At 42.1% G+C, this 19862-nt stretch carries 16 protein-coding genes; 7 read left to right on the top strand and 9 right to left on the bottom strand.

Features of this window, described 5'->3' with window-relative positions; all coding sequences use genetic code 11:
• Positions 1 to 21 precede the first annotated feature (21 nt).
• The gene (locus QNI29_RS04250; RefSeq protein WP_231418641.1) at positions 22 to 471 is read left to right on the top strand and encodes a hypothetical protein; all 450 of its coding nucleotides are present in this window, start codon (positions 22 to 24) and stop codon (positions 469 to 471) included.
• A 40-nt stretch (positions 472 to 511) separates the two neighbouring features.
• On the opposite strand, the gene QNI29_RS04245 is transcribed toward QNI29_RS04250, so the two are convergent.
• From QNI29_RS04245 to QNI29_RS04235, 3 genes are all read right to left on the bottom strand, one after another.
• The gene (locus QNI29_RS04245) at positions 512 to 2863 is read right to left on the bottom strand and encodes a bifunctional 2',3'-cyclic-nucleotide 2'-phosphodiesterase/3'-nucleotidase (protein WP_370635511.1); all 2352 of its coding nucleotides are present in this window, start codon (positions 2861 to 2863) and stop codon (positions 512 to 514) included.
• A 198-nt stretch (positions 2864 to 3061) separates the two neighbouring features.
• Positions 3062 to 4213: a thiolase family protein gene (locus tag QNI29_RS04240; RefSeq protein ID WP_231418639.1), complete on the bottom strand. Its 1152-nt coding sequence runs from the start codon at positions 4211 to 4213 to the stop codon at positions 3062 to 3064.
• Positions 4214 to 4233: 20 nt separating this feature from the next.
• Positions 4234 to 5070, bottom strand: a complete 837-nt coding sequence (locus QNI29_RS04235; protein WP_231418638.1) for a cobalamin-binding protein — start codon at positions 5068 to 5070, stop codon at positions 4234 to 4236.
• Positions 5071 to 5201: 131 nt separating this feature from the next.
• On the opposite strand from QNI29_RS04235, the gene QNI29_RS04230 reads away from it, so the two are divergent.
• The 4 genes from QNI29_RS04230 (at position 5202) to QNI29_RS04215 (ending at position 8980) form a co-directional block, all read left to right on the top strand.
• Positions 5202 to 5903 carry a Type 1 glutamine amidotransferase-like domain-containing protein gene (locus tag QNI29_RS04230; protein WP_255688662.1) on the top strand — a complete coding sequence of 234 codons (702 nt, stop codon included), beginning with the start codon at positions 5202 to 5204 and terminating at the stop codon, positions 5901 to 5903.
• A 107-nt stretch (positions 5904 to 6010) separates the two neighbouring features.
• The gene (locus QNI29_RS04225) at positions 6011 to 6736 is read left to right on the top strand and encodes an ABC transporter ATP-binding protein (RefSeq protein ID WP_231418637.1); all 726 of its coding nucleotides are present in this window, start codon (positions 6011 to 6013) and stop codon (positions 6734 to 6736) included.
• Positions 6729 to 8369 carry a putative ABC transporter permease subunit gene (locus QNI29_RS04220; RefSeq protein WP_231418636.1) on the top strand — a complete coding sequence of 547 codons (1641 nt, stop codon included), beginning with the start codon at positions 6729 to 6731 and terminating at the stop codon, positions 8367 to 8369. The genes QNI29_RS04225 and QNI29_RS04220 overlap by 8 nt, the downstream gene beginning before the upstream one ends.
• 107 nt (positions 8370 to 8476) lie before the next feature.
• A complete protein-coding gene (locus QNI29_RS04215) occupies positions 8477 to 8980 on the top strand; it encodes a GNAT family N-acetyltransferase (protein ID WP_231418635.1) in 504 nt (167 codons plus the stop codon).
• A gap of 282 nt (positions 8981 to 9262) precedes the next feature.
• On the opposite strand, the gene QNI29_RS04210 is transcribed toward QNI29_RS04215, so the two are convergent.
• Positions 9263 to 9685: a universal stress protein gene (locus QNI29_RS04210; protein WP_231418634.1), complete on the bottom strand. Its 423-nt coding sequence runs from the start codon at positions 9683 to 9685 to the stop codon at positions 9263 to 9265.
• A 276-nt stretch (positions 9686 to 9961) separates the two neighbouring features.
• On the opposite strand from QNI29_RS04210, the gene QNI29_RS04205 reads away from it, so the two are divergent.
• Positions 9962 to 11434, top strand: a complete 1473-nt coding sequence (locus tag QNI29_RS04205) for a SulP family inorganic anion transporter (protein ID WP_231418633.1) — start codon at positions 9962 to 9964, stop codon at positions 11432 to 11434.
• Positions 11435 to 12106: 672 nt separating this feature from the next.
• Here the strand turns inward: QNI29_RS04205 and QNI29_RS04200 are convergent.
• The 4 genes from QNI29_RS04200 to QNI29_RS04185 form a co-directional block, all read right to left on the bottom strand.
• Positions 12107 to 13270 carry a chromate transporter gene (locus tag QNI29_RS04200; RefSeq protein ID WP_231418632.1) on the bottom strand — a complete coding sequence of 388 codons (1164 nt, stop codon included), beginning with the start codon at positions 13268 to 13270 and terminating at the stop codon, positions 12107 to 12109.
• Between the two features lie 99 nt (positions 13271 to 13369).
• Positions 13370 to 13783 (bottom strand): GNAT family N-acetyltransferase, encoded by a 414-nt coding sequence (locus QNI29_RS04195; RefSeq protein WP_231418631.1) that lies wholly within the window; start codon positions 13781 to 13783, stop codon positions 13370 to 13372.
• Between the two features lie 348 nt (positions 13784 to 14131).
• Positions 14132 to 15025: an AEC family transporter gene (locus tag QNI29_RS04190; protein WP_231418630.1), complete on the bottom strand. Its 894-nt coding sequence runs from the start codon at positions 15023 to 15025 to the stop codon at positions 14132 to 14134.
• A gap of 286 nt (positions 15026 to 15311) precedes the next feature.
• Positions 15312 to 17498 carry a 5'-nucleotidase C-terminal domain-containing protein gene (locus QNI29_RS04185; protein ID WP_231418629.1) on the bottom strand — a complete coding sequence of 729 codons (2187 nt, stop codon included), beginning with the start codon at positions 17496 to 17498 and terminating at the stop codon, positions 15312 to 15314.
• A 254-nt stretch (positions 17499 to 17752) separates the two neighbouring features.
• Here QNI29_RS04185 and QNI29_RS04180 point away from each other — a divergent pair, with 254 nt between their 5' ends.
• On the top strand, positions 17753 to 18154 hold the full coding sequence (locus QNI29_RS04180; protein ID WP_231418628.1) for a hypothetical protein: 402 nt from the start codon (positions 17753 to 17755) through the stop codon (positions 18152 to 18154).
• A 62-nt stretch (positions 18155 to 18216) separates the two neighbouring features.
• On the opposite strand, the gene cls is transcribed toward QNI29_RS04180, so the two are convergent.
• Positions 18217 to 19722, bottom strand: coding sequence for a cardiolipin synthase (gene cls / locus QNI29_RS04175; protein WP_231418627.1), 1506 nt, complete (start codon positions 19720 to 19722; stop codon positions 18217 to 18219).
• Positions 19723 to 19862 lie beyond the last annotated feature (140 nt).

Below are 19862 nucleotides of genomic sequence, written 5' to 3'. Positions count from 1 at the left end.
CAACTAAGAGGAGGGATCTTGATGGAACACCGTATATCTCACGACAATATGGATGATCTATTAAAACAGTTAGAAGACGATTATATTAATGCTTTAGAACAAAATGAATGTGAAAATGTTGAAGCCTTTATTGAGCAATTCTTGTACGATTCCTGGGATTACAATGATCGCAATATCGATATGATCAAATCCGTTATGAGTCGGTATACACAAGGCGAAGTCTATCAAACTACATTTGCAGGTGCCTTTAATGAAATGGTCGACCATCTTCAATCGAAACTGTCTAAGCTAGATGAGGATAATGAGTTCCCTATGATTCACCATAACCTTGGTGCTTCTATACTTGTAGCGTTTGTAGATGGGCTTGTGGTTCAATACTATACGGGGATTTATACAGTAGAAGACTTACGCAAGAACACGCCTCAATTTAAACAAACCATCCTCAAGGCGCTTTGCACGGATGCAGTATAGAAAAAGAACCTGCCGCTTGGCAGGTTCTTTTCAGTAATGATTAGTTTTTCGGGATTTTGATGTGCTGACCAATTTTTAAGAAATGAGGGTTTTTGAGTTTGTTATAAGTTGCTAACTCTTTCCAAGACTCTTCATATTGTGATGCGATTTTGCCTAGTGTTTCTCCCTGACTGACAATATGCACACGGTAATCATTCGTTTCTTCTGGTACAGGGATATAAAGACTTTGCCCGACCATTAATTGGCGCACATTGCTAATGTTGTTGTACTCAGCAAGTTCTTTCCAGTGGATTCCGTAGTTCGCTCCGATTTTGCCAAGGGTATCGTTCCACTTCACGGTATAGATCAGATCATTGGCCTTTTCATCTACTTCTGGTTCTTCTGTTTCATCTTCATTGTTCTCTTCTTGCTCATCAGTAAGGTCAAATGAATATTTCGCATAGCCATCGTCTCTTGTACTTACATAAGCAATGTCTTCATTCGCCTCTGCATATCCTTGTGCATCTGGAGAAGAATAGAATACTAGACTCGGATCGCCCTCTACCGGCGCAATGGACCAGTTTCCATCCGCTTTAGGGTCAATGGTTTCATTATCTCGGATATAATTCACAAGCACTTGGCGGTTTTCATCTGGAGATTCAATAACGATATTGTCCCCTCCAGGGTTCGCAATTGGTGTTGCTGTCGCACGATAGTTGTTTGTAGCGATTAGGAATTGCTGATCTTCATCAATCGGTTCCCCGTTATACTCCAAGTTCTGAATACGATGTGTGTCATGGATGACTTCTGTTCCGTCGTTGTTATAGCGTTGAGGGACAGTCACATCAATTTGATAACTCACTCCATCGATGACATCAAAGTTGTAGCTTGGGAAACCTTCATCAGAACGGTCATTTGGTTTCACAAGGAGTTGTTCCTCGTCACTTTCAGGATCAATCTGATTAAATTGGCCGGCACTCCACTCTAACCATTCACGTACTTCAGAACCGTTTAACTTTAATACATTTACCGTATTTGGATATTTATATAAAGAGGTTGTATCTTTAATAGCTAAGTCGCCCGCTTCAATATCCGTAAAGTCTGTAACCCCGTCGCGTCCAGCTTTGAAAGGTGCTCCGGCTGATAAGACTGGAAGGCCTTCATATTCGGTTCCCTGAATGTAGGTTTCAACATAACGCTTTTGCGCATCGGTTACGATTTGTACTGTAGGATCATCTTGAACCTGGGAGAAATAGCTGTAAAGATCGGATTCCGTTTGCCCAACTGGTGCATTTACGTACTCAATTGTTCCTTCATGGTCTTCCTTGACCGCTTTTACTATTTCTTTATCCGGATCTGCTAACGACTGATCATTTTCAGAATCATAGATGGCATCAAGACTGGATTGAGCATCTTTGATTTCCCATTTACCGTCTGTCTTCTCAAGAGTGAAATCAATCTTTCCTAAATGAGAGCCCCAGAATCCTGGCATCACTGCAGGCGTTCCATTTAACGTACCCTTCTCGATGTCCGCTCCTTCAAGATCTGCATAGTCTTCCCCTGGGAATTCAGAGTGAGCATGTCCAAACAGAACTGCGTCAATTCCTTCTACTTTAGAAAGGTCATAGGTCGCGTCTTCTTCCATTCCATCCTCTGTCACACTTCCTATGCCAGAGTGAGCAATCGCAACAACCATATCTGCCCCGTTTTCCTTCATTTCAGGAACAAACTTTTCGGCAGACTTCACAATATCTTTCGTGATGACTTTCCCTTCAAGGTTACTCTTATCCCACTGCATAATTTGAGGAGGAACAAAACCAATTACCCCAACTTTAACCGTGTGCGTTTCTCCATCTTCATCTGTTACTTCTTTATCAAGAATGATATAAGGATCAAAGTAGTTCTCATCGTTCGATGGGTCATCATCACCATCGTCTTTATACACATTTGCGTTTACATATGGGAATTCTGCTCCTGATGTTACTTCACTTAAGTAGTCTAAACCATAATTGAACTCATGGTTACCGAAGTTACCCGCATCATAATCAAGGATATTCAGTGCTTTATAAACAGGGTGCTGATCCCCTTCTTCCCATTCTTTATCCTTCGCCATATAATCAGCAAGAGGGCTACCCTGAATTAAATCCCCGTTATCAAATAAAAGAGAGTTCTTCGCCTCTTCTTTCGCTTCTCGGATTAAAGTAGCTGTTTTCACTAAGCCAAAATCGTTTACTTCTTTATCAGAGAAATAATCATAGTTCATCACATTGGAGTGAATATCCGTTGTCTCCATAATCCGTAGCTTTACAATATCTTCATCCTCAGCTGCTTGCACAACATTTGGAGCAACAAGTGATGTCGCCATCCCCAAGGCCACAACAGAACTCACCGCCACTTTCTTCTTACGATTCATTTGCCTCTTGATACTTCGTAACACGTTCATTCCCCCTATGTATAATTCCAAAATGAGTCATTATTCGACCCTATGATAACATATTCAGAGGAATAATATGACACAAAATTGTAAAATTCATCATATTAAGGGTGACATTTCTATCCTATAAAAAAGACAACACTAATCTTTCCTAAAGCTTAGTGTTTAAGGGTCCATCTATAAACGTTCAATAATCGCTGCCGTCGACATACCGTGTCCGATACATATCGTGAGAAGACCGTACCGGCCCTGTCTACGCTCTAATTCATGAAGGAGCGTAGTCATAAGCTTCGCTCCTGTGGCCCCTAGGGGATGGCCAAGAGCAATCGCGCCTCCATTTACATTTACTTTTTGCAAATCTGCCCCTAACTCTTGTTGCCAGGCAAGCACAACAGGAGCAAATGCCTCATTAATCTCCACCACGTCAATATCATCAATCGTCAAACCTGCTCTATTCAGAACTTTTTTGGTAGCCGGAATGACTCCATCTAACATCAATGTTGGATCTGAACCGACCACGACTCGCTTTACAATTCGAGCTCTGCTTTTAACCCCCAATTCTTTCGCTTTTTGATGATCCATTAAGAGCACAGCCGCGGCCCCATCGCTCATCTGACTCGCATTTCCTGCAGTGACAAGCCCATCTTCCTTGAAAACCGGACGAAGCTTAGCCAAGCGCTCAAGAGACGTGTCTCTTCTTGGTCCCTCATCCTCCTCCACAAGAACAGGGTCCCCTTCTTTCGTACTCCCTTTATAAGGAAGGATCTCTTCTTTGAAAGCTCCTGACTCCATCGCTTTAATGGCTCGCCGATGACTTTCATAAGCGTACTGGTCTAGTTGTTCACGTGTAAATCCATATTTCTCAGCAATCCGTTCAGCTGAAAGGCCCTGATGGATAAATTCATATCTATCATGAAGCGAATCAGGGATCGTTCTCTCGTCTCCATCACTTAATATAGGAACTTTGGACATATTCTCAACACCTGCTCCTATGGTGACTTCCATATCCCCTGCCAGAATTTCCTGAGCGGCAAAATGGATCGCTTGTTGTCCAGATCCACACATTCGGTTTAATTGAACTCCGGGTACTTCCACCGGAAAACCCGCTTCGAGTCCTGCAAGTCGTCCAATGTTGAACCCTTGTTCGCCTACAGGTGAGACGCATCCCATCACAATATCCTCAATTAGCCCCTTATCAACTTGAGCCTTTTGAACAAGCCTTCGCAAAACCGCACTTGCCATATGAACAGGGTGAACGTCCCGAAAGACTCCCCCTCTTTTTCCTACAGCAGTTCTGACAGCTTCCACAATGACTACTTCCCGATTCATTTCCCCACGCTCCTATTGTTTTAGTAACGATCTAGCCGTTCGCTATTTTTTTGTAGTAACGGATCGTTCTCATCTGGCTCTGGATAAATATCAGGATGAAGTAGGTAGGCTAATTTCTGTAGCCCCAATAATAACCGAGGAGAAGGTCGACAGTATAACGATTCTTCGAGCACAAAAATTCGGTCCTCCTGAATCGCCTTAACCCCTTCCCAGCCTGGCCTTTTCCGTACTGCTTCAGGCTTCATCTTCTCTTCCTTTACTCCAACCCACGCCATACACACAACATCTGGGTTTAACACACGCACATCTTCCCAAGTGCATTGGACACTTGCCTCTTCTGCATTTGAGAACACATTCTGGCCACCAGCTAGTTCACTCATTTTCGTTAACCAGTTCGGCCCACCCGGAGAGAAAACAGGCTTAGGCCACCATTCAAAGTACAGTCTTGGCTTCTCAGAAATGGTTTCACCCAGTTGTTGAAATTGAGAAAGGATGGATCGATAATGATGAACCACTTCCTTTGCCTCTTCTTCCTTATTGGTACAACCGCCTACTTTCAGTAAATCTTCAGCAATTTCCTCAAGAGAATTTGGGTTAAGAACGATATAGGGCACATTACGCTTCTTTAATTCTTCGATATTTCGCTCCATACCCGGTACACTTAAAGAAGCGAGGACAAGATCTGGTTTCAGACGTTCTACATGATCCATATCAATGGAAAGATCAGGGCCAAGCTGTGGTAAATCTTTTACTTCTTCCGGCCAATCGGAATACTGATCGACCCCAACCAGCTGGTCTATTAACCCAAGGTAAGCCAAGAGTTCTGTATTACTGGGACACAGGGATACAATCCTCAATATAAGGACTCCTTTCAAAGAGAAATAAATAATTTAGCTTGCACTAAGCCTATCATTTCATATAATATTTTTCTTAATATTATAACATTTTAAACAGGTAAGACGAACACAAGAAGAAGGAGGAATTTATCATGAATATTATTGCAATGGGTGGCGGCGGATTCTCCACAGAGATGGACAACCCGAGGCTGGACCGATATATCTTAAATCAATCTGAACAACTTCGTCCTAAGATATGTTTCTTAGCGACTGCAAGCGGCGATGATAAGGAATACATCAAGAAGTTCTACACATTCTTCAATGAAGAAGCATGCGAACCTACGCACTTATCGTTGATGGAACCAGTTGTAGAAGACTTTGAATCGTTTCTTCTATCCCAGGACATTATTTATGTAGGAGGCGGAAATACGCGCAATATGTTGGCGCTTTGGAAAGAATGGGAGCTCGACAAGATCTTAGAGAAAGCATGGAAAAAAGACATTATCCTTGCAGGGCTTAGCGCTGGGGCGATGTGCTGGTTCAAAGAAGGGATCTCAGACGATACTCCAGGCAACATGAGTAAAGTGCGTGGACTAGATTTCATACGCGGAAGCATTTGTCCCCATTATGATGGGGATCCAAAATGGAAAGAAGGCTATCATACGTTTATTCAACAAAATCAAATCGAACCCGGATTTGCGTTAGATGAAGGGGCTGCGATTCACTTTGTTGGGCGTGATGTTCACGTGGCAGTCTCCTCACGTCCAAATGCAGGGGCTTACCGTATAACAGCAGGGAAACAGGAAGTAAATGAAGAAATGTTAGACATGGTCCACCTCTCTCTTGATCAATAAAAGAACTCGTTTATCTGCGCTCTCCTTTCATATTTGCTATGATAGATAGAGAACGTAATTCATCCTCATTCGTTCGTATGAGGAACAGCTTATAAAGGTGGAAGTTTATGATTGAAGTGAATCAAGTGACAAAGCGATACAATGAAAATAAAGTGGCGGTAAGCCAACTCAATCTTTCCGTTCCAGACGGAAAGATTATTGGTTTTCTGGGTCCAAACGGAGCCGGAAAATCCACGACCATTAAAATGATTACAGGAATTCTTCCTATTGATGAAGGATCGATTACCATCAATGGCCACGATATATCTGACAATCCGATTGAAGCAAAACGTTCATTTGGCTATGTCCCGGATCACCCGGATCAATTCTTGCGTCTAAAAGGAATCGAGTACTTGCACTTTATTGGAGATATGTACGAAGTTCCTCAGTCTATTCGCAAGGAAAAAATTGAGCAACTCACCAAGACGTTCGACATTTATGATGTTTTAAATGACCGCATTCAGACGTATTCACACGGCATGCGCCAAAAAATAGTCATTACAGGTGTCTTGCTCCATGACCCTGATGTATGGATATTAGATGAACCATTAACAGGTCTAGACCCTAAATCATCTTATGCGGTGAAAGAAATGATGCGCGAGCATGCCGCAAAAGGGAAAACTGTATTCTTCTCGACCCACGTACTCGAAGTGGTTGAACAATTATGTGATGAAGTTGCGATTATTAAAGACGGGACGCTTCAGTTTTATGGAACGATGAATGAAATGCGGGAGAAATACCAATCTGATGACACCCTTGAACATATCTTCTTGGAGTTGACTGAACATGAATAAGACTCTCTTACTCAGCAAAGTCATGATGAAGATGCACTTTTCGTGGTCCACTAAAAGTGATGGGCAAAAAGCAGGCACCTTTTTGGTGGGTGCTTTATTTATCCCCTTACTCCTGATGTGGTTTTGGTTCCTCGATAGTATAATCGGAGGGTTGTATCAGGTTTTATCACCAGCTGGCTTATCACCAATGATTCTAGCCATTTCTTTAATCATGGTAAGCATTGTTCTTTTATTTACTAGCCTCCCCTCGATTTTAACATCTTTTTTTTTCTCAGAAGATATCGAAACCTACATCCCACTCCCAATGCATCCGTATCAGATTATTTTCGGTAAATCCATCGGGCCCCTAGTGACCGTGTATGGTTTCGCGTTATTTGGACTTGGCCCTGTTTTTCTCTTGTACGGAATGTACGCATCGGCCTCCATCGGTTATTTTTTTACGGCAATCGGAACACTTCTTTTATTCCCAATTGTCCCCTATGTTGTAGCTGGCCTTCTCATGATGGTAGTGATGCGTTATGCAAACATCTCAAAGAATAAAGATCGAACAAAGGTAATCGCTGGAATCTTTTCGCTAATATTTATTATTGGTATAAATATAGTGATTAGACTGAATCAAGACCCAGAGAATGTATCCAAGGATGTCGGTCAATGGCTAACGAATCAAGAACATACGATTTGGAATACAACGAAGTTTATACCGAATGCCTTCTTAGCTACAGAAGGACTTAATGGGCAACTCCCAGCATGGCAATCCCTTCTCGCTTTTATTGGGTTCGTAGCTTTCACAATCATAAGTGCAGGCGTCTTTTTATTTGCAGGGCAGAAACTCTATTACCATGGAGTCAGAGGAGTATCAGGCGGAGGAAAAGGAAAGAAAGCTGTAGACCTTCAGAGGAACAACAAAACCCGGAAACCTTTTTGGAGCTATACGTGGAAAGAAATCAAAATCGTTTTTCGAACGCCTTCCTTCTTTATTAATTGTGTGATTCAAAACTTATTTGCCCCTATCTTTCTGGCCATCATGTTATTCCTAGATAACGGGATCGGAGAATTAACGGGTGAAATCGGTTCTGTTGATGGCAAATATATCATACTTGGGATGGTCGGCTTTACACTATTTATACTCGGAACAAACCCGACTTCTACCACTGCCATCTCACGAGAAGGACGAAGTTGGTTCACGAACTTATATATGCCCATCAAACCAAGTACTATCCTATTCAGTAAAGCCTTAGCCGCCTTTTTCATCCAAGGAATTTCGCTCATTATTCTGTTCTTCCTTTTCGCCTTTGTTATCCACATTCCTTTGGTGCACATCATTCTTTGGGTGTTGTTAGCGCTTGGAATAAGTTGGTTCTCTAATTTGTTTGGTGTTTATTTAGATGCTAAGCAACCTAAGCTTGAGTGGAGCGATGAGCAACAGGTGTTTAAGGCCAGGTTTGTGCCCTTGCAAAGTATGCTAATCCAGGCCTTTTGCTTTGGTCTATTTATATTCGTACTTTGGGTAGCTCCTTTTAAAGGCACCCCCATAACAGCCACTCTTCTCTTCGCAGGGATTGGCGCTGCGATTTATATCACACAACGTCTGCTTTATCATGTTGCCATAAATGACTTTCATAAGATTCAATAAGCACCTGGTTTTCCAGGTGCTCTTTTAGTAAATATTCAGATTTTTATTTCGCCACACGAATATAAACAGTATAATAAGAAGAACTGTTACTGCAAAGGAGACTTGGAATGGAGATTAAACGACTCGGATCAATAGATGCAGAAGATTATTGGAACTTACGTCTGGAATCTCTACTGACAAACCCGGAAGCCTTTATAACGACATATGATGAAGCGAAACAACGAACAAACCCGATTGAACGTACGGCCGATCAGTTAAGCAATCAAAGTACCCATACATACGGTGCATTTATTGAAGGACACCTACGCGGCGTAGTTACCCTACATCCAGAAACCCATACAAAATTCAAACACAAAGGACATATCCTCGCTATGTATGTTTCCCCTCAAACAAGAGGGCTCGGTGTAGGCACCGCCCTTTTAGAAGCGTGCACGAATCATGCGCGCTCCCTTCAAATTGAACAACTTCACCTAAGCGTTGTAGCGACCAACCAACCAGCCCTCGACCTTTACCGGAAGTATGGCTTCACGAAATACGGCCACGAACCAAAGGCCATTAAAATAAACCATAATCACTATTTGGATGAGGAATTAATGTATATAGAAATTTAACAATTATTTTATAGGCTTGTTCAATACCCAAAGCGACATTGAAGTGTAGATAGGGCCGACTTTATTTACTAGTGCTTAGGGTGTCTCGGGAACGACTCGCTTTCCGCTCAGACGAACGCTAACGGAAACATTCTCACTTTCCGGTGCTGCTTATTAGGGACTTATATGTAACGCGTAAAAAATCAACAACCAACTCTAACAGAGCCATCTAAAAAAGAGCCAGAAACCCGGCTCTTTTTTTAGCGGTTTCTGGCTCAACAGATCAAGTTTCTTCCTTATATATTACTTTACAATCATTACCGGGCAAGATGCACCGAGTGTGACCTTATGAGATACACTCCCGAGTACCACTTCTTGAAGAGCGTTCAAGCCTCTGCTCCCCATAACGACAATGTCATACTCTTCCTCATTCGCGAAACGGGTTAGTTCTGTCCCGGGGTCGCCTTTTAACAGCTTAAAATCATAACTAACCTCTTTTCGATCAAATAAACCTTCAATCGGTTTAACACGTTCGTGCCTTTTTTGTTCCAGGAGACTCATGTTTCTTCCTTCCGTTAACACATCATGCTTGGAGGCAGCCAAGTCTACCACATAAGCAATAGTGATTGTTGCACAGGCTTCAATCTTAGCTAGATGTGCGGCTTTTTGAGCAGCCCGCATAGCTGATTCGGATCCGTCTGTAGCTAGAAGAATTCGTTGGTACATAAAACAATCCCCCCTAATAAATGGCTCTATACCCTATCATACCATGCTTTAGGGCTTATAAGGGGACTTAAATATTCAGACAAAAAAATGTCATTTTTATGGTTTAGGGGTCTATATAAGAGCATGTACGAGATATTTGGAGCATATGACGAATTTATGCGCTTACATGCGATTATTTGTTTTCCGACCTTCGTGTTATAATCACTCTCGTTGTAATCGGAATTGCTTTCGGCGCGGTCGAAAGACAACACAAAAAGAATAGAAAGAGGTGTCGATTTGAACCTAGAAACAATTAAACAACAATGGTTCGGTAACGTTAAAGGTGACGTTATGGCTGGTATTGTCGTTGCTCTTGCTTTGATTCCTGAAGCGATCGCATTCTCCATTATTGCCGGAGTCGATCCAAAGGTTGGATTATACGCGTCATTCTGTATCGCGGTCATAATCGCCTTTACAGGTGGTCGTCCAGGAATGATTTCAGCAGCTACAGGGGCCATGGCGCTCTTGATGGTTACACTCGTTAAAGATTACGGACTTGAGTATCTATTAGCTGCCACGGTTTTAACAGGGATCTTGCAATATCTATTTGGGGTATTAAAAGTCGCTAAATTTATGAAGTTCATCCCAAGATCCGTAATGATTGGCTTCGTGAACGCTCTTGGAATACTGATCTTCACGGCTCAACTTCCGCACTTTGAAGGAGAAGGCTTGGCGATGTACTTAATGGTTGCTGGTTCACTTGCCATTATTTATATCCTTCCTCGCTTCACAACTGCGATTCCTGCACCGCTCGTTGCCATTATTGTAATGACAGTCATTGCATTAACAACAAGCGTTGGCGTACGAACAGTTGGAGACATGGGTACGTTACCAAGTGAACTACCAATGTTCTTGATTCCTGATATTCCATTGAATTTTGAAACGCTTCAAATTATCTTCCCATATGCATTAGCCTTATCCATTGTGGGACTACTTGAATCGTTACTAACAGCTCAAATTGTAGACGATATGACGGATACAACGAGCGATAAGAACAAAGAAGCTCGTGGTCAAGGTATTTCAAACGTCTTTGCTGGATTTTTTGGCGGTATGGCCGGCTGTGCGATGATTGGTCAATCTGTCATTAACGTAAAATCTGGTGGACGCGGAAGACTTTCCACATTAGTAGCAGGTCTGTTCTTATTAACGCTCATTCTCGTCTTACAAGACGTTCTTGTTCAAATTCCAATGGCCGCTCTTGTAGGTGTTATGATTATGGTTTCGATTGGCACATTCGATTGGTCTTCTTTAACGAAGCTTCATCGTATGCCTATCACAGACGCAGCCGTTATGATTGTAACCGTAGGAACAGTTGTGTACACGCATAACTTATCCATTGGCGTATTTGCCGGTATTATCTTGAGCGCTATCTTCTTCGTAGCGAAGATCTCGAATATTCATGTAGAGAAAACGTTAGATAAAGAACACAGTAAGCGTCTGTACCGTGTTACAGGTCAAATGTTCTTTGCTTCTATTTCTGACATGGCAGACTATTTTGATTACAAAGAAGAGGTAGACACTGTCATGATTGACTTCAGTGCCACTCACGTTTGGGACGATTCAGCGGTTGGAGCGATTGATAAAGTCGTGATGAAATTCCAAGAACAAGGTACCAACGTTGAGATTATAGGCTTGAATGAGGCAAGTTCTACTCTTGTTAATAAATTAGCCGTTCATGATAAACCAAATGCAAAAGCATCTGGACATTAAAATCAATCACAAAGATCCCCTGACTCTTAGAGCCAGGGGATCTTTTTTATACTATCATTTTAGGGGTAACAAGTTCTGTGTAGATTTACATGAAAAAATGTTGTACAAAAAGTGCGAGTGATGTAAGGGCAAGTGTTCCATAGTTAAACAAGAAGTTATTTTCTTTCGAAAACTGTTGTTCTTTTCCCGTCAGCGATACCATGGCTTGTTTACGCAATTTGGACTCTTGGATCAAGTCTGATCACCACTTTTGTAAACGTTTTCATTTAGTTACACTTAGTGTACCATACTCACCAATTATCTGACAAGTCTGATAATTATTTTGTTTCAATTGAATTTGAGAGATTTTATTGTGAATGGGGGCGTTACATTTGATAAGTGCTTGGGCTTGCTCGGGGACAACTCGCTTTCCTGCGGGGAGCTGGGAAGCCTCCTCAGACGGCAAGCCGTCTTCCGGGGTCTCCCCTAGGCTCCTCATCCCGCGGGAGTCTCGCAGTCCCCGAGCAAGCCCTGACTATATTTGGATTAACGCCCCCGAGCTCACCAGCTCCCCACAGGAAAGCGAGTGGTTTCCAGGCCCGCCTCCCCCTCTTTCTAAAGCGAACGGAAAAATAACAGAAACAAGCATAAAAAAAGATATGGTTTCCCATATCTTTAACGGTTCGTATTTATTTATACAATAGCTGATACGGCTACGTAAGCAGTTACAGTCACAATGACGACGAGCCATGCTGGGCGTTTCCAGAAGTAAAGGAGGGTAAAGGATCCTATACTTACCGCAAGGTCTTTAGGTGCGTGGATGGCGCTTGTCCAGATTGGATCGTAAAATGCTGCAATTAATAACCCCACTACAGCAGCATTGACACCTAATAAAGCAGCGCGTACTCGGTGTATTTTTCGTAGGGTGTTCCAAAATGGTAGAACTCCAATTAAGAGGAGGAATGATGGCAGAAACATTGCAATCGATGCGACAATACCACCAGGAATACCTTTTATTACGGTTCCGATATAACTTGAGAACGTAAACATCGGGCCAGGGACGGCTTGAGTCGCTCCGTATCCTGCTAAGAATAAGTCTTTTGATAGGAGTGGCGCCACTTCTGCTTCTAGCATCGGCAATACAACGTGCCCTCCGCCAAATACAATAGAACCGACTCGATAGAAGATATCAAAAATCGTCACATAGATGGATGAGCTCATATTCGCAACGAAAGGAATGAATGCAAGTAACGTTGCAAAAAGGGTCAGTGAGACTACGCCTGTTCTCTTTTTGAAGTGAAGACCCACGTCTTGACCTTCAGGCAGTTCTGCATTTCTGTATAGATACATTCCAATTATAGCTCCAAGTAGGATGACACCGATCTGAAATAGTGCAGTTTGATAAAAGAGAAGTGCAATCGCTGCTACGACTGCAATGGTGATACGCGGGCGATCTGGAGTTAATTTCTTTCCCATATTCATAATTGCATGGGCCACGACAGCTACCGCTACAACTTTCAATCCTTTTACCCAAACAGCATCTTCGATTCCTAATGAGTGAACCGTAAGGGCGAATAGAATCAAAACAATAATGGAAGGTAATGTGAAACCGACCCAAGCACAGATTCCACCTACAATCCCTCCTCGGACCATACCGATGGAGATCCCAACCTGACTACTCGCAGGGCCAGGTAAGAACTGACACAAAGCTATAAGGTCCGCATAACTTTTATCATCAAGCCACTTTCGCCTTTTCACATACTCATCCTGAAAATAGGCTAAATGAGCAACAGGACCTCCAAACGAAGTGAGCCCTAACCGAAAGGCGACGAGCAAAATTTCTATGTATGTCTTCAATAAAATTGCCTCCTTCAACAAACATCCCCCTCATTTTATAGGGAAGCTTGCCAGGAGGCAATAGACAAAGTAACATTTACAAATTGTTCATATAACAGCCTACAAAGGTTTTGCAGAACCTTCAAATTCCTCATTTGCAGTGGTCAACGTTTCATCCAGGAGACGCTTTTCTAACGTCGATTCAATTCCAGCGTGTTTGTACTTCGGAGACACGCCCATTTCGACTCGCTCAAAACAATCATACACACTACTCTTCACCGCACTTTCTCCGATTACTTCAATAGTAGCTTTCTCAACTTCTGTATTCATACAACGGTAGCCGTATGCATAGCCAACTACTTCACCGTTGCAAAGAGCTACCCATCCTTTATGGTCTTCCTCTTTAGCATCATTTAAAATCTTCGCACGAACCCACTCATTTGATTGTTCTTCATCACACATTTCAAGGGAGAGGGATACGACGTTTTCTATATATTTACTTGTTCCATCAAACGGTACGTATGATATCAACATGTTTGTTCACTCCTTATTATTACCAGTCCATTCCCTTTTTGGAGTTATCTATAAACATGTTCTTCCCTCGAAGCTGAGGGATTTTAATTTAGTTAGGCGGGGCCGTTACGTTTGATGAGTGCTTGGGGTGTCTTGGGAACGACTCGCTTTCCGCGGGCGAGCTGTCGAGCCTCCTCCCTCACTTCGTTCAGTCCGGGGTCTCGTCTACCTCTCTCTCCCGCAGGAGTCTCCCCGTTCCCAAGACACCCCTAACCTTATTATTACGAACGGCACCACGTCTTATGGATTTAAAGAAAGCGAGTGATTTCCCGAACCACCTTTTGATCATATGAAAGCTAACAAACCCGATTAAATAAACGTCAACAGTGTAGAAATCGTTATAATACTGAGTAATGTTGTGACGAGGGTGATGCTTGAGACAAGTTCTGGTCTTGAGTTGAATTCTACTGCGTACATTGTTGTGGTGGCAGCTGATGGCATGGCGGCTGAGACGATTAGTACCTTGGCCAGTAATGGGTCAACGGGTAGGATCCATACCAGGACCAAAGCGATAAGGGGGGATATAATTAATCTAAGGCTTGAAGCATAGCTCACTTTCCCCCACTCAATGGATTTAACAGAAATATTGGCTAGCTGCATACCTAAAACGATCATCACTCCCGGAATAGCTGCGTCTGCAATAAGGGAAACGGCTGAGAAGATGTTCTCAGGCATAGGAATGTGTAGCAAGTTCAATGCTAAAGCGATAATGGCCGCGTAGGTAGCAGGCATTTTCATAACGGATTGAGCTGCGATTTTCATACCCGATTGCCCTCTTGCTGCGTAATACACCCCAAAGAAATTCATAATAATCGCCTGCAACACTAGGAAAGATACTGAATAGGTAAACCCTTCTTCCCCAAAAGCAAACAGGATGATTGGTGCTCCGTAGTTTCCTGAATTCATGAATGCTGTAGATAAGATCATACCGCTTTCCACTGATTGGCTGTATCCTTTTGCGAATGTCGTAATCTTGTTGATCAAAATCATGATCGCCAACAAGCAAGCCGCAAAGATCACAATCATAATATATTCACTATTCAGCTCCGCATCATAAAACGTCTCAAAAACGAGACATGGTGTCAGTATGTAGATCGCTACTGTAGAAACAGATTTGATATCGAGTTTCTTCCATTTTTGAACGCCAAATCCACATAAAAATACTAAAATGACAGGGAGAACAACTTCAATAAACACAGTCATTCTACATCGCTCCCCTTCTTATTTTGAGTCGCAATTGTACACAATTCTTCTGTTCCATTCTATGTAGGACCTCTCCTTCTCGGAATTCTCTCATAAACATAACGAGGATTCTTCACACTCGACTAGTGCAAAGAATCCTCCACGCTCATATATACCATTACTTTTTAACCAAGACAAGGGAATATACCCAACATTCATTATACTAAAACATGGAATAGTAATCTTCACTAGCCTCCCTGCAACACCAAAAAAATTCGCCCCTCTTAGTCAGAGGGGCGATCAAGTATTACTTCATAGAATTCAATAAATTTTCAATTACATAGGCACCTTGCATTGCTTTGGCTTCATCACGTGCTCCGAACTTTCCGTTGCTATAACCTTGATAAAGACCTGCTTGTTTGCCTTTAAGGATCGAATCTTTCTTCCAATTCATTTTCTTCTCATCCTTGAAAGAAGTACGATCATCTAGGGTAATTTCACCATACATGTTCTCAAAAGCATTGATGGCTAAAACAGCCATATGTCCTCGATCGAGTTCTTGATCTGGAGCAAATTTCCCTTCTGCAACTCCATTGGTAATACCTGCTTCATAAGCTGCTGCAATCATCATATCATCTGTATCTTCGAACGGATTTTCTAAATCATCACTCACTTCTAGCTTGAATGCATTAGCAAGCATTTTAACAAATTGACCTCGCGTGAGGGTATCGCCTGACTTAGTCTCTTCCCCGTATACGTTGTCAAAAACACCATTTTCGGCGAGTCGTTGAAGCGTTTCGTGCGCCTTGGTTCCTTCTGTGACATCGCTAAACGGTAGATTCATAGAATCCTTGTTTCCACCTGAGTTAGAATCTGTCGCTACCTCAGAGATTCGTCCTTCAGCCTCATAAGTGATTGGTTCATCAAATGATTTCACATAGTCGAGCGTTGCCTGTAGATCATTTGGGCCAACTTGCTTATTCTCGCCCAATTCCGCTATACGATAGTCCGCATTTCCGTACATATAGTTATTGACTACAACAGTATAGGTTTCATTCTTTTTCACCGGGGTACCATCTGGAAGCTTCATATTCACGACCTCATTTGTTGCACCATTCCACGTGTACTCGAAGCCGCCAACACTTACGTCCGGACCGTACTCCTCACTGAGCTGAGCATTCAATACTTTCTCAAGGTCTTCCCCTGTCAGCTCTACACTGTTTAATACGTTACCAAATGGTTGAACGTCGAAGAGGTCTCCCCACGTGATTTCACCAGCAGAAACATCGTCACGAATTCCTCCGCCATTCATTAAGGAGAAATCAGCATCCATCGCTTCAATCATGCCATCTGCGATTAAATTCCCAAGAGCATTATCGCCTACCTCGCCTCGTACTCCGTAACCGCCCTCTAAATCAACAGCAGCCTGACCAACCACTTCTTCTTTAATCGGCTTTACTAATTCTTCATACTTGTTCAGGATCTCACTAACCTCAGGGTCAGGCTCTACATTCATTTGGACGTTTGTGATGACTTCTGCGCTTTTATCGACAATGTCGCCAGTTTCAGGGTCAATTTCAATATCCACATCAGCGAAAGCTGTCCCGTAAGAATAAGCTTGAACAATCAGCTTGTCATCTACAATAGCGTTGTTTTCCGTATGGTTATGTGCAGCCATAATAATATCTACTTCATCATCAACTTTGTTCGCTATCTCTGCTGCATCACCAGTCAGAGTATCCCCTTCCTGGTAACCCGGATTGTGAGCCAATACAACAATCGCTTCCACGCCTTGTTCCTTCAATTCAGGAACATACTTATTAATCGCCTCTGATTCATCGGTAAATTCTACATTCTCATTTCCTTCACTAACAATCATGCTTGGTGTTTCTCTTGTCACCACACCAATAAAACCGATTTTTTGGCCTGCAACTTCTTCAATTGTGTAAGGATCAATGACAAGCTCTTTCGTATCTTTATATTGAACGTTTGCTGCTACCATAGGGAAGTCAATTCCATCATAATCCTCTGTACCATCAGGGTGCTCTCCACCATTAATCATACGGAGCATTTCTTTAACACCTTCGTCAAATTCGTGGTTTCCAAGCGTCCCTACATCAAAGCCCATTTCTTCCATAATCTCAACCGTCGGCTCATCTTGGAAATAGGAGGATACAATCGGACTTCCTCCCACCATGTCACCGCTATGTACAAGTAGTGAATTTGGATTTTCAGCTTCACGATCTTCAATATAGCTTGCTAAATATTGAATACCGCCAACAGCATCTTCTTCACCGTCCCCATCTACATCAAAAGCATCCTCGTGGTCAATCTTTCCATGTAGATCATTCACAAGTAATAGTTGCGCACTAATCGTATCAGGTGTTTCTGTTCCTTCATCTGCCATAACCACTTGCCCAGGTACAGCCGTAGCCGATAGTGCGATTAAACTCGTTAACGTTAACCCCGTTCCTTTTTTTAAACCTTTTCTCATATCCCCAAGATCCCCTTTCCAATAGTGGAAAATTTTATTCTAAGAATAAAATAACATAATAATGGTGGATTTTGTCTCAATTTGTCACATTTTTTGTTAAAAAACAGTGCATAACGTTATACTTTTGTAAATATAGGTTGAAGATTTCGTAAACCTTTGTCGATATTTTGAACATTCTGTTACGAATATTTTCTACCTTTACAACTATGATAAAGTTAGAAACAAGAAGATCGATTTTTTTGGAGGATACGTACATGAAATCTATAAGTCTATTGCTCTTACGTTTCGCTGGGTTGTTCGGTTTAATTGGAGCTTTTATCGGTTCCCATATGGCCGGCTCCCAAGGGGGCGCCTATGCCCTACGCCCTATTCACGCCCACATTTTAGTGGTTGGCTGGTTATCCCTTTTTGCTTGGTCTGCCTTTTACCAGCTGTTTGAAACACGTTTTATCAAGCTTGCCAAAACCCATGCATGGACAGGGATTATCGGTACGACAGGCCTAACGCTTGGAATGTGGCTTTACATGGTAAACCCTTTTAACCTTGCAGAAGGATTCACCACTGTCTTTTACATTGTTGGTGGAACGCTTCTATTAGTAAGTTTTGCTTTGTTCTTTGTCTTAACCTTTCTCGTACAACCTGCCAAAAGAAACTAATGGACAAGAAATCGGGCAGTAAAAAAGCATCCCATTGCTACATGCAATGGGATGCTTTTTCTTTAGAGTAACGGAGCAAAAAGACGTGCTACAGCTTCTTTCCACTTCTCTGAAGTTTTTCGCTTTGAGAATTCCTCATAGATAACCTCACTAGACTCCTCTAAGTCTTTATAGTAATTCTCAATCAACTTCTCAACAGGTTCCCCGCCATATAAGATGACATTAACCTCAAAATTGAGGTAGAAGCTTCGTAAGTCCATATTAGCTGTACCAATCGAAGCAGTCTCGTCATCAATAATCATAATTTTATGGTGCATAAAATCTTTCTCATATAGGTGAATTTGAATGCCGTCCTCAAGCAATTCAGGGAAATAGGAATGCCCTGCATAATACGTTAACCAATTGTCAGATGGTTTTGGTATGAGTAATTTCACATCAAGTCCTTGCTGCGCGGCAATCCGAAGGGCCGTGTGAATTTCTCTTGAAGGTACGAAATAAGGTGTCGCAATCTTAACGGACTTTTTAGCACTATGAATGAGTGTGGTATACACATCCCTCATAATTTGGTGCTCATTGTGCGGACCACTTGGAACCACTTGTGTATGAGTATTCGATTGCTCAGGTTCTGGTATGGCTTCCGTACTATATTGCTCGACCAGGTTCTCGTTTGTAATGTACCACCAATCCACAAGGAAGATCAGATGGAGATCCTTAATAGCAGCACCACGCAGTACCATGTGCGTATCCCGCCAGTCAGGAAATTCTTCGCTAATCCCGTGGTACTCATCGCCAACATTCATACCACCTACAAATCCAATTTCATTGTCGATTACAATAATCTTACGATGGTTCCTGAAGTTAAATGTTTGAGTTGCGAGTCCACTCGCAATAGGAAGGAAGACATGCACATCAATGCCCGCTTGCTGCATATCTTTTACATCCTTCTTCTTTAACTTCAAGCTCCCGGCTGAATCGTATAGAAGCCTGACGGTGACGCCTTCCTGAGCCTTTTGCTTAAGGATTTCTTTCATCTCACGTCCCGTTTCATCACTGTTAAATAAGTAATATTCCATGTGAATAAAGGACTTGGCTTCTTTTAGCTTTTCCATGATCTCAGGAAAGGCTTCCTGCCCATTCGTTAGAATCTTTACGTTGTTGTGATTCCGTAACGGGGTTTGAGCATAAGATTCAACAATTTTACGAATTCGTTCCTGAGGACCATTTAAAGGCTGTAGGTCACTCTTTCTAGTGTCCGGTTCTTCCTGATCAAAGACTACATGAGCTTTCTTTCTTTTATCCTGAAACAAGATGCCTTGCCTGGATAATTGTCCCGAGTAAATGTAAAAGAAATACCCAATAATGGGAAGCATGAGAATAAGAAGAATCCAAACAATCGTATTGGTAGATGACCTGCGTTCAAGAATAATGTAAAAGGAAATGACTAAAATAGCTCCGATATAAAATAAGATAAAGATCATTTGGAACATAAAACTAAGAGGAAGTAAGATGATACCAAAAAAAGCAATTCCAAGTAAAACAAGTAATATAAGTTGTATATGAGGTTTCATAATGGATCTCCTTTGCAAGAGATTTTCTTCTGACTGATAACGTTTTCCCTACCCATCTATCCCTCAAACAACGTTTTGGATAAAGGATAATAGTAACAAATCCGTTCCGATTCTCTAAACCATTCATTTAAGAACCGTTA

The sequence above is a fragment of the Pontibacillus chungwhensis genome, assembly GCF_030166655.1.
Taxonomy (GTDB): domain Bacteria; phylum Bacillota; class Bacilli; order Bacillales; family BH030062; genus Pontibacillus.
Note: the sequence above shows the minus strand (reverse complement) of the source record. Positions and strands in the feature narration are given on the sequence as shown.

Coding starts and splice junctions, on each gene's coding strand:
- QNI29_RS04250 (WP_231418641.1), top strand. CDS start 22: ATGGAACACCGTATATCTCACGACAATATGGATGATCTATTAAAACAG.
- QNI29_RS04245 (WP_370635511.1), bottom strand. CDS start 2,863: ATGAATCGTAAGAAGAAAGTGGCGGTGAGTTCTGTTGTGGCCTTGGGG.
- QNI29_RS04240 (WP_231418639.1), bottom strand. CDS start 4,213: ATGAATCGGGAAGTAGTCATTGTGGAAGCTGTCAGAACTGCTGTAGGA.
- QNI29_RS04230 (WP_255688662.1), top strand. CDS start 5,202: ATGAATATTATTGCAATGGGTGGCGGCGGATTCTCCACAGAGATGGAC.
- QNI29_RS04225 (WP_231418637.1), top strand. CDS start 6,011: ATGATTGAAGTGAATCAAGTGACAAAGCGATACAATGAAAATAAAGTG.
- QNI29_RS04220 (WP_231418636.1), top strand. CDS start 6,729: ATGAATAAGACTCTCTTACTCAGCAAAGTCATGATGAAGATGCACTTT.
- QNI29_RS04215 (WP_231418635.1), top strand. CDS start 8,477: ATGGAGATTAAACGACTCGGATCAATAGATGCAGAAGATTATTGGAAC.
- QNI29_RS04210 (WP_231418634.1), bottom strand. CDS start 9,685: ATGTACCAACGAATTCTTCTAGCTACAGACGGATCCGAATCAGCTATG.
- QNI29_RS04195 (WP_231418631.1), bottom strand. CDS start 13,783: ATGTTGATATCATACGTACCGTTTGATGGAACAAGTAAATATATAGAA.
- QNI29_RS04190 (WP_231418630.1), bottom strand. CDS start 15,025: ATGACTGTGTTTATTGAAGTTGTTCTCCCTGTCATTTTAGTATTTTTA.
- QNI29_RS04185 (WP_231418629.1), bottom strand. CDS start 17,498: ATGAGAAAAGGTTTAAAAAAAGGAACGGGGTTAACGTTAACGAGTTTA.
- QNI29_RS04180 (WP_231418628.1), top strand. CDS start 17,753: ATGAAATCTATAAGTCTATTGCTCTTACGTTTCGCTGGGTTGTTCGGT.
- cls (WP_231418627.1), bottom strand. CDS start 19,722: ATGAAACCTCATATACAACTTATATTACTTGTTTTACTTGGAATTGCT.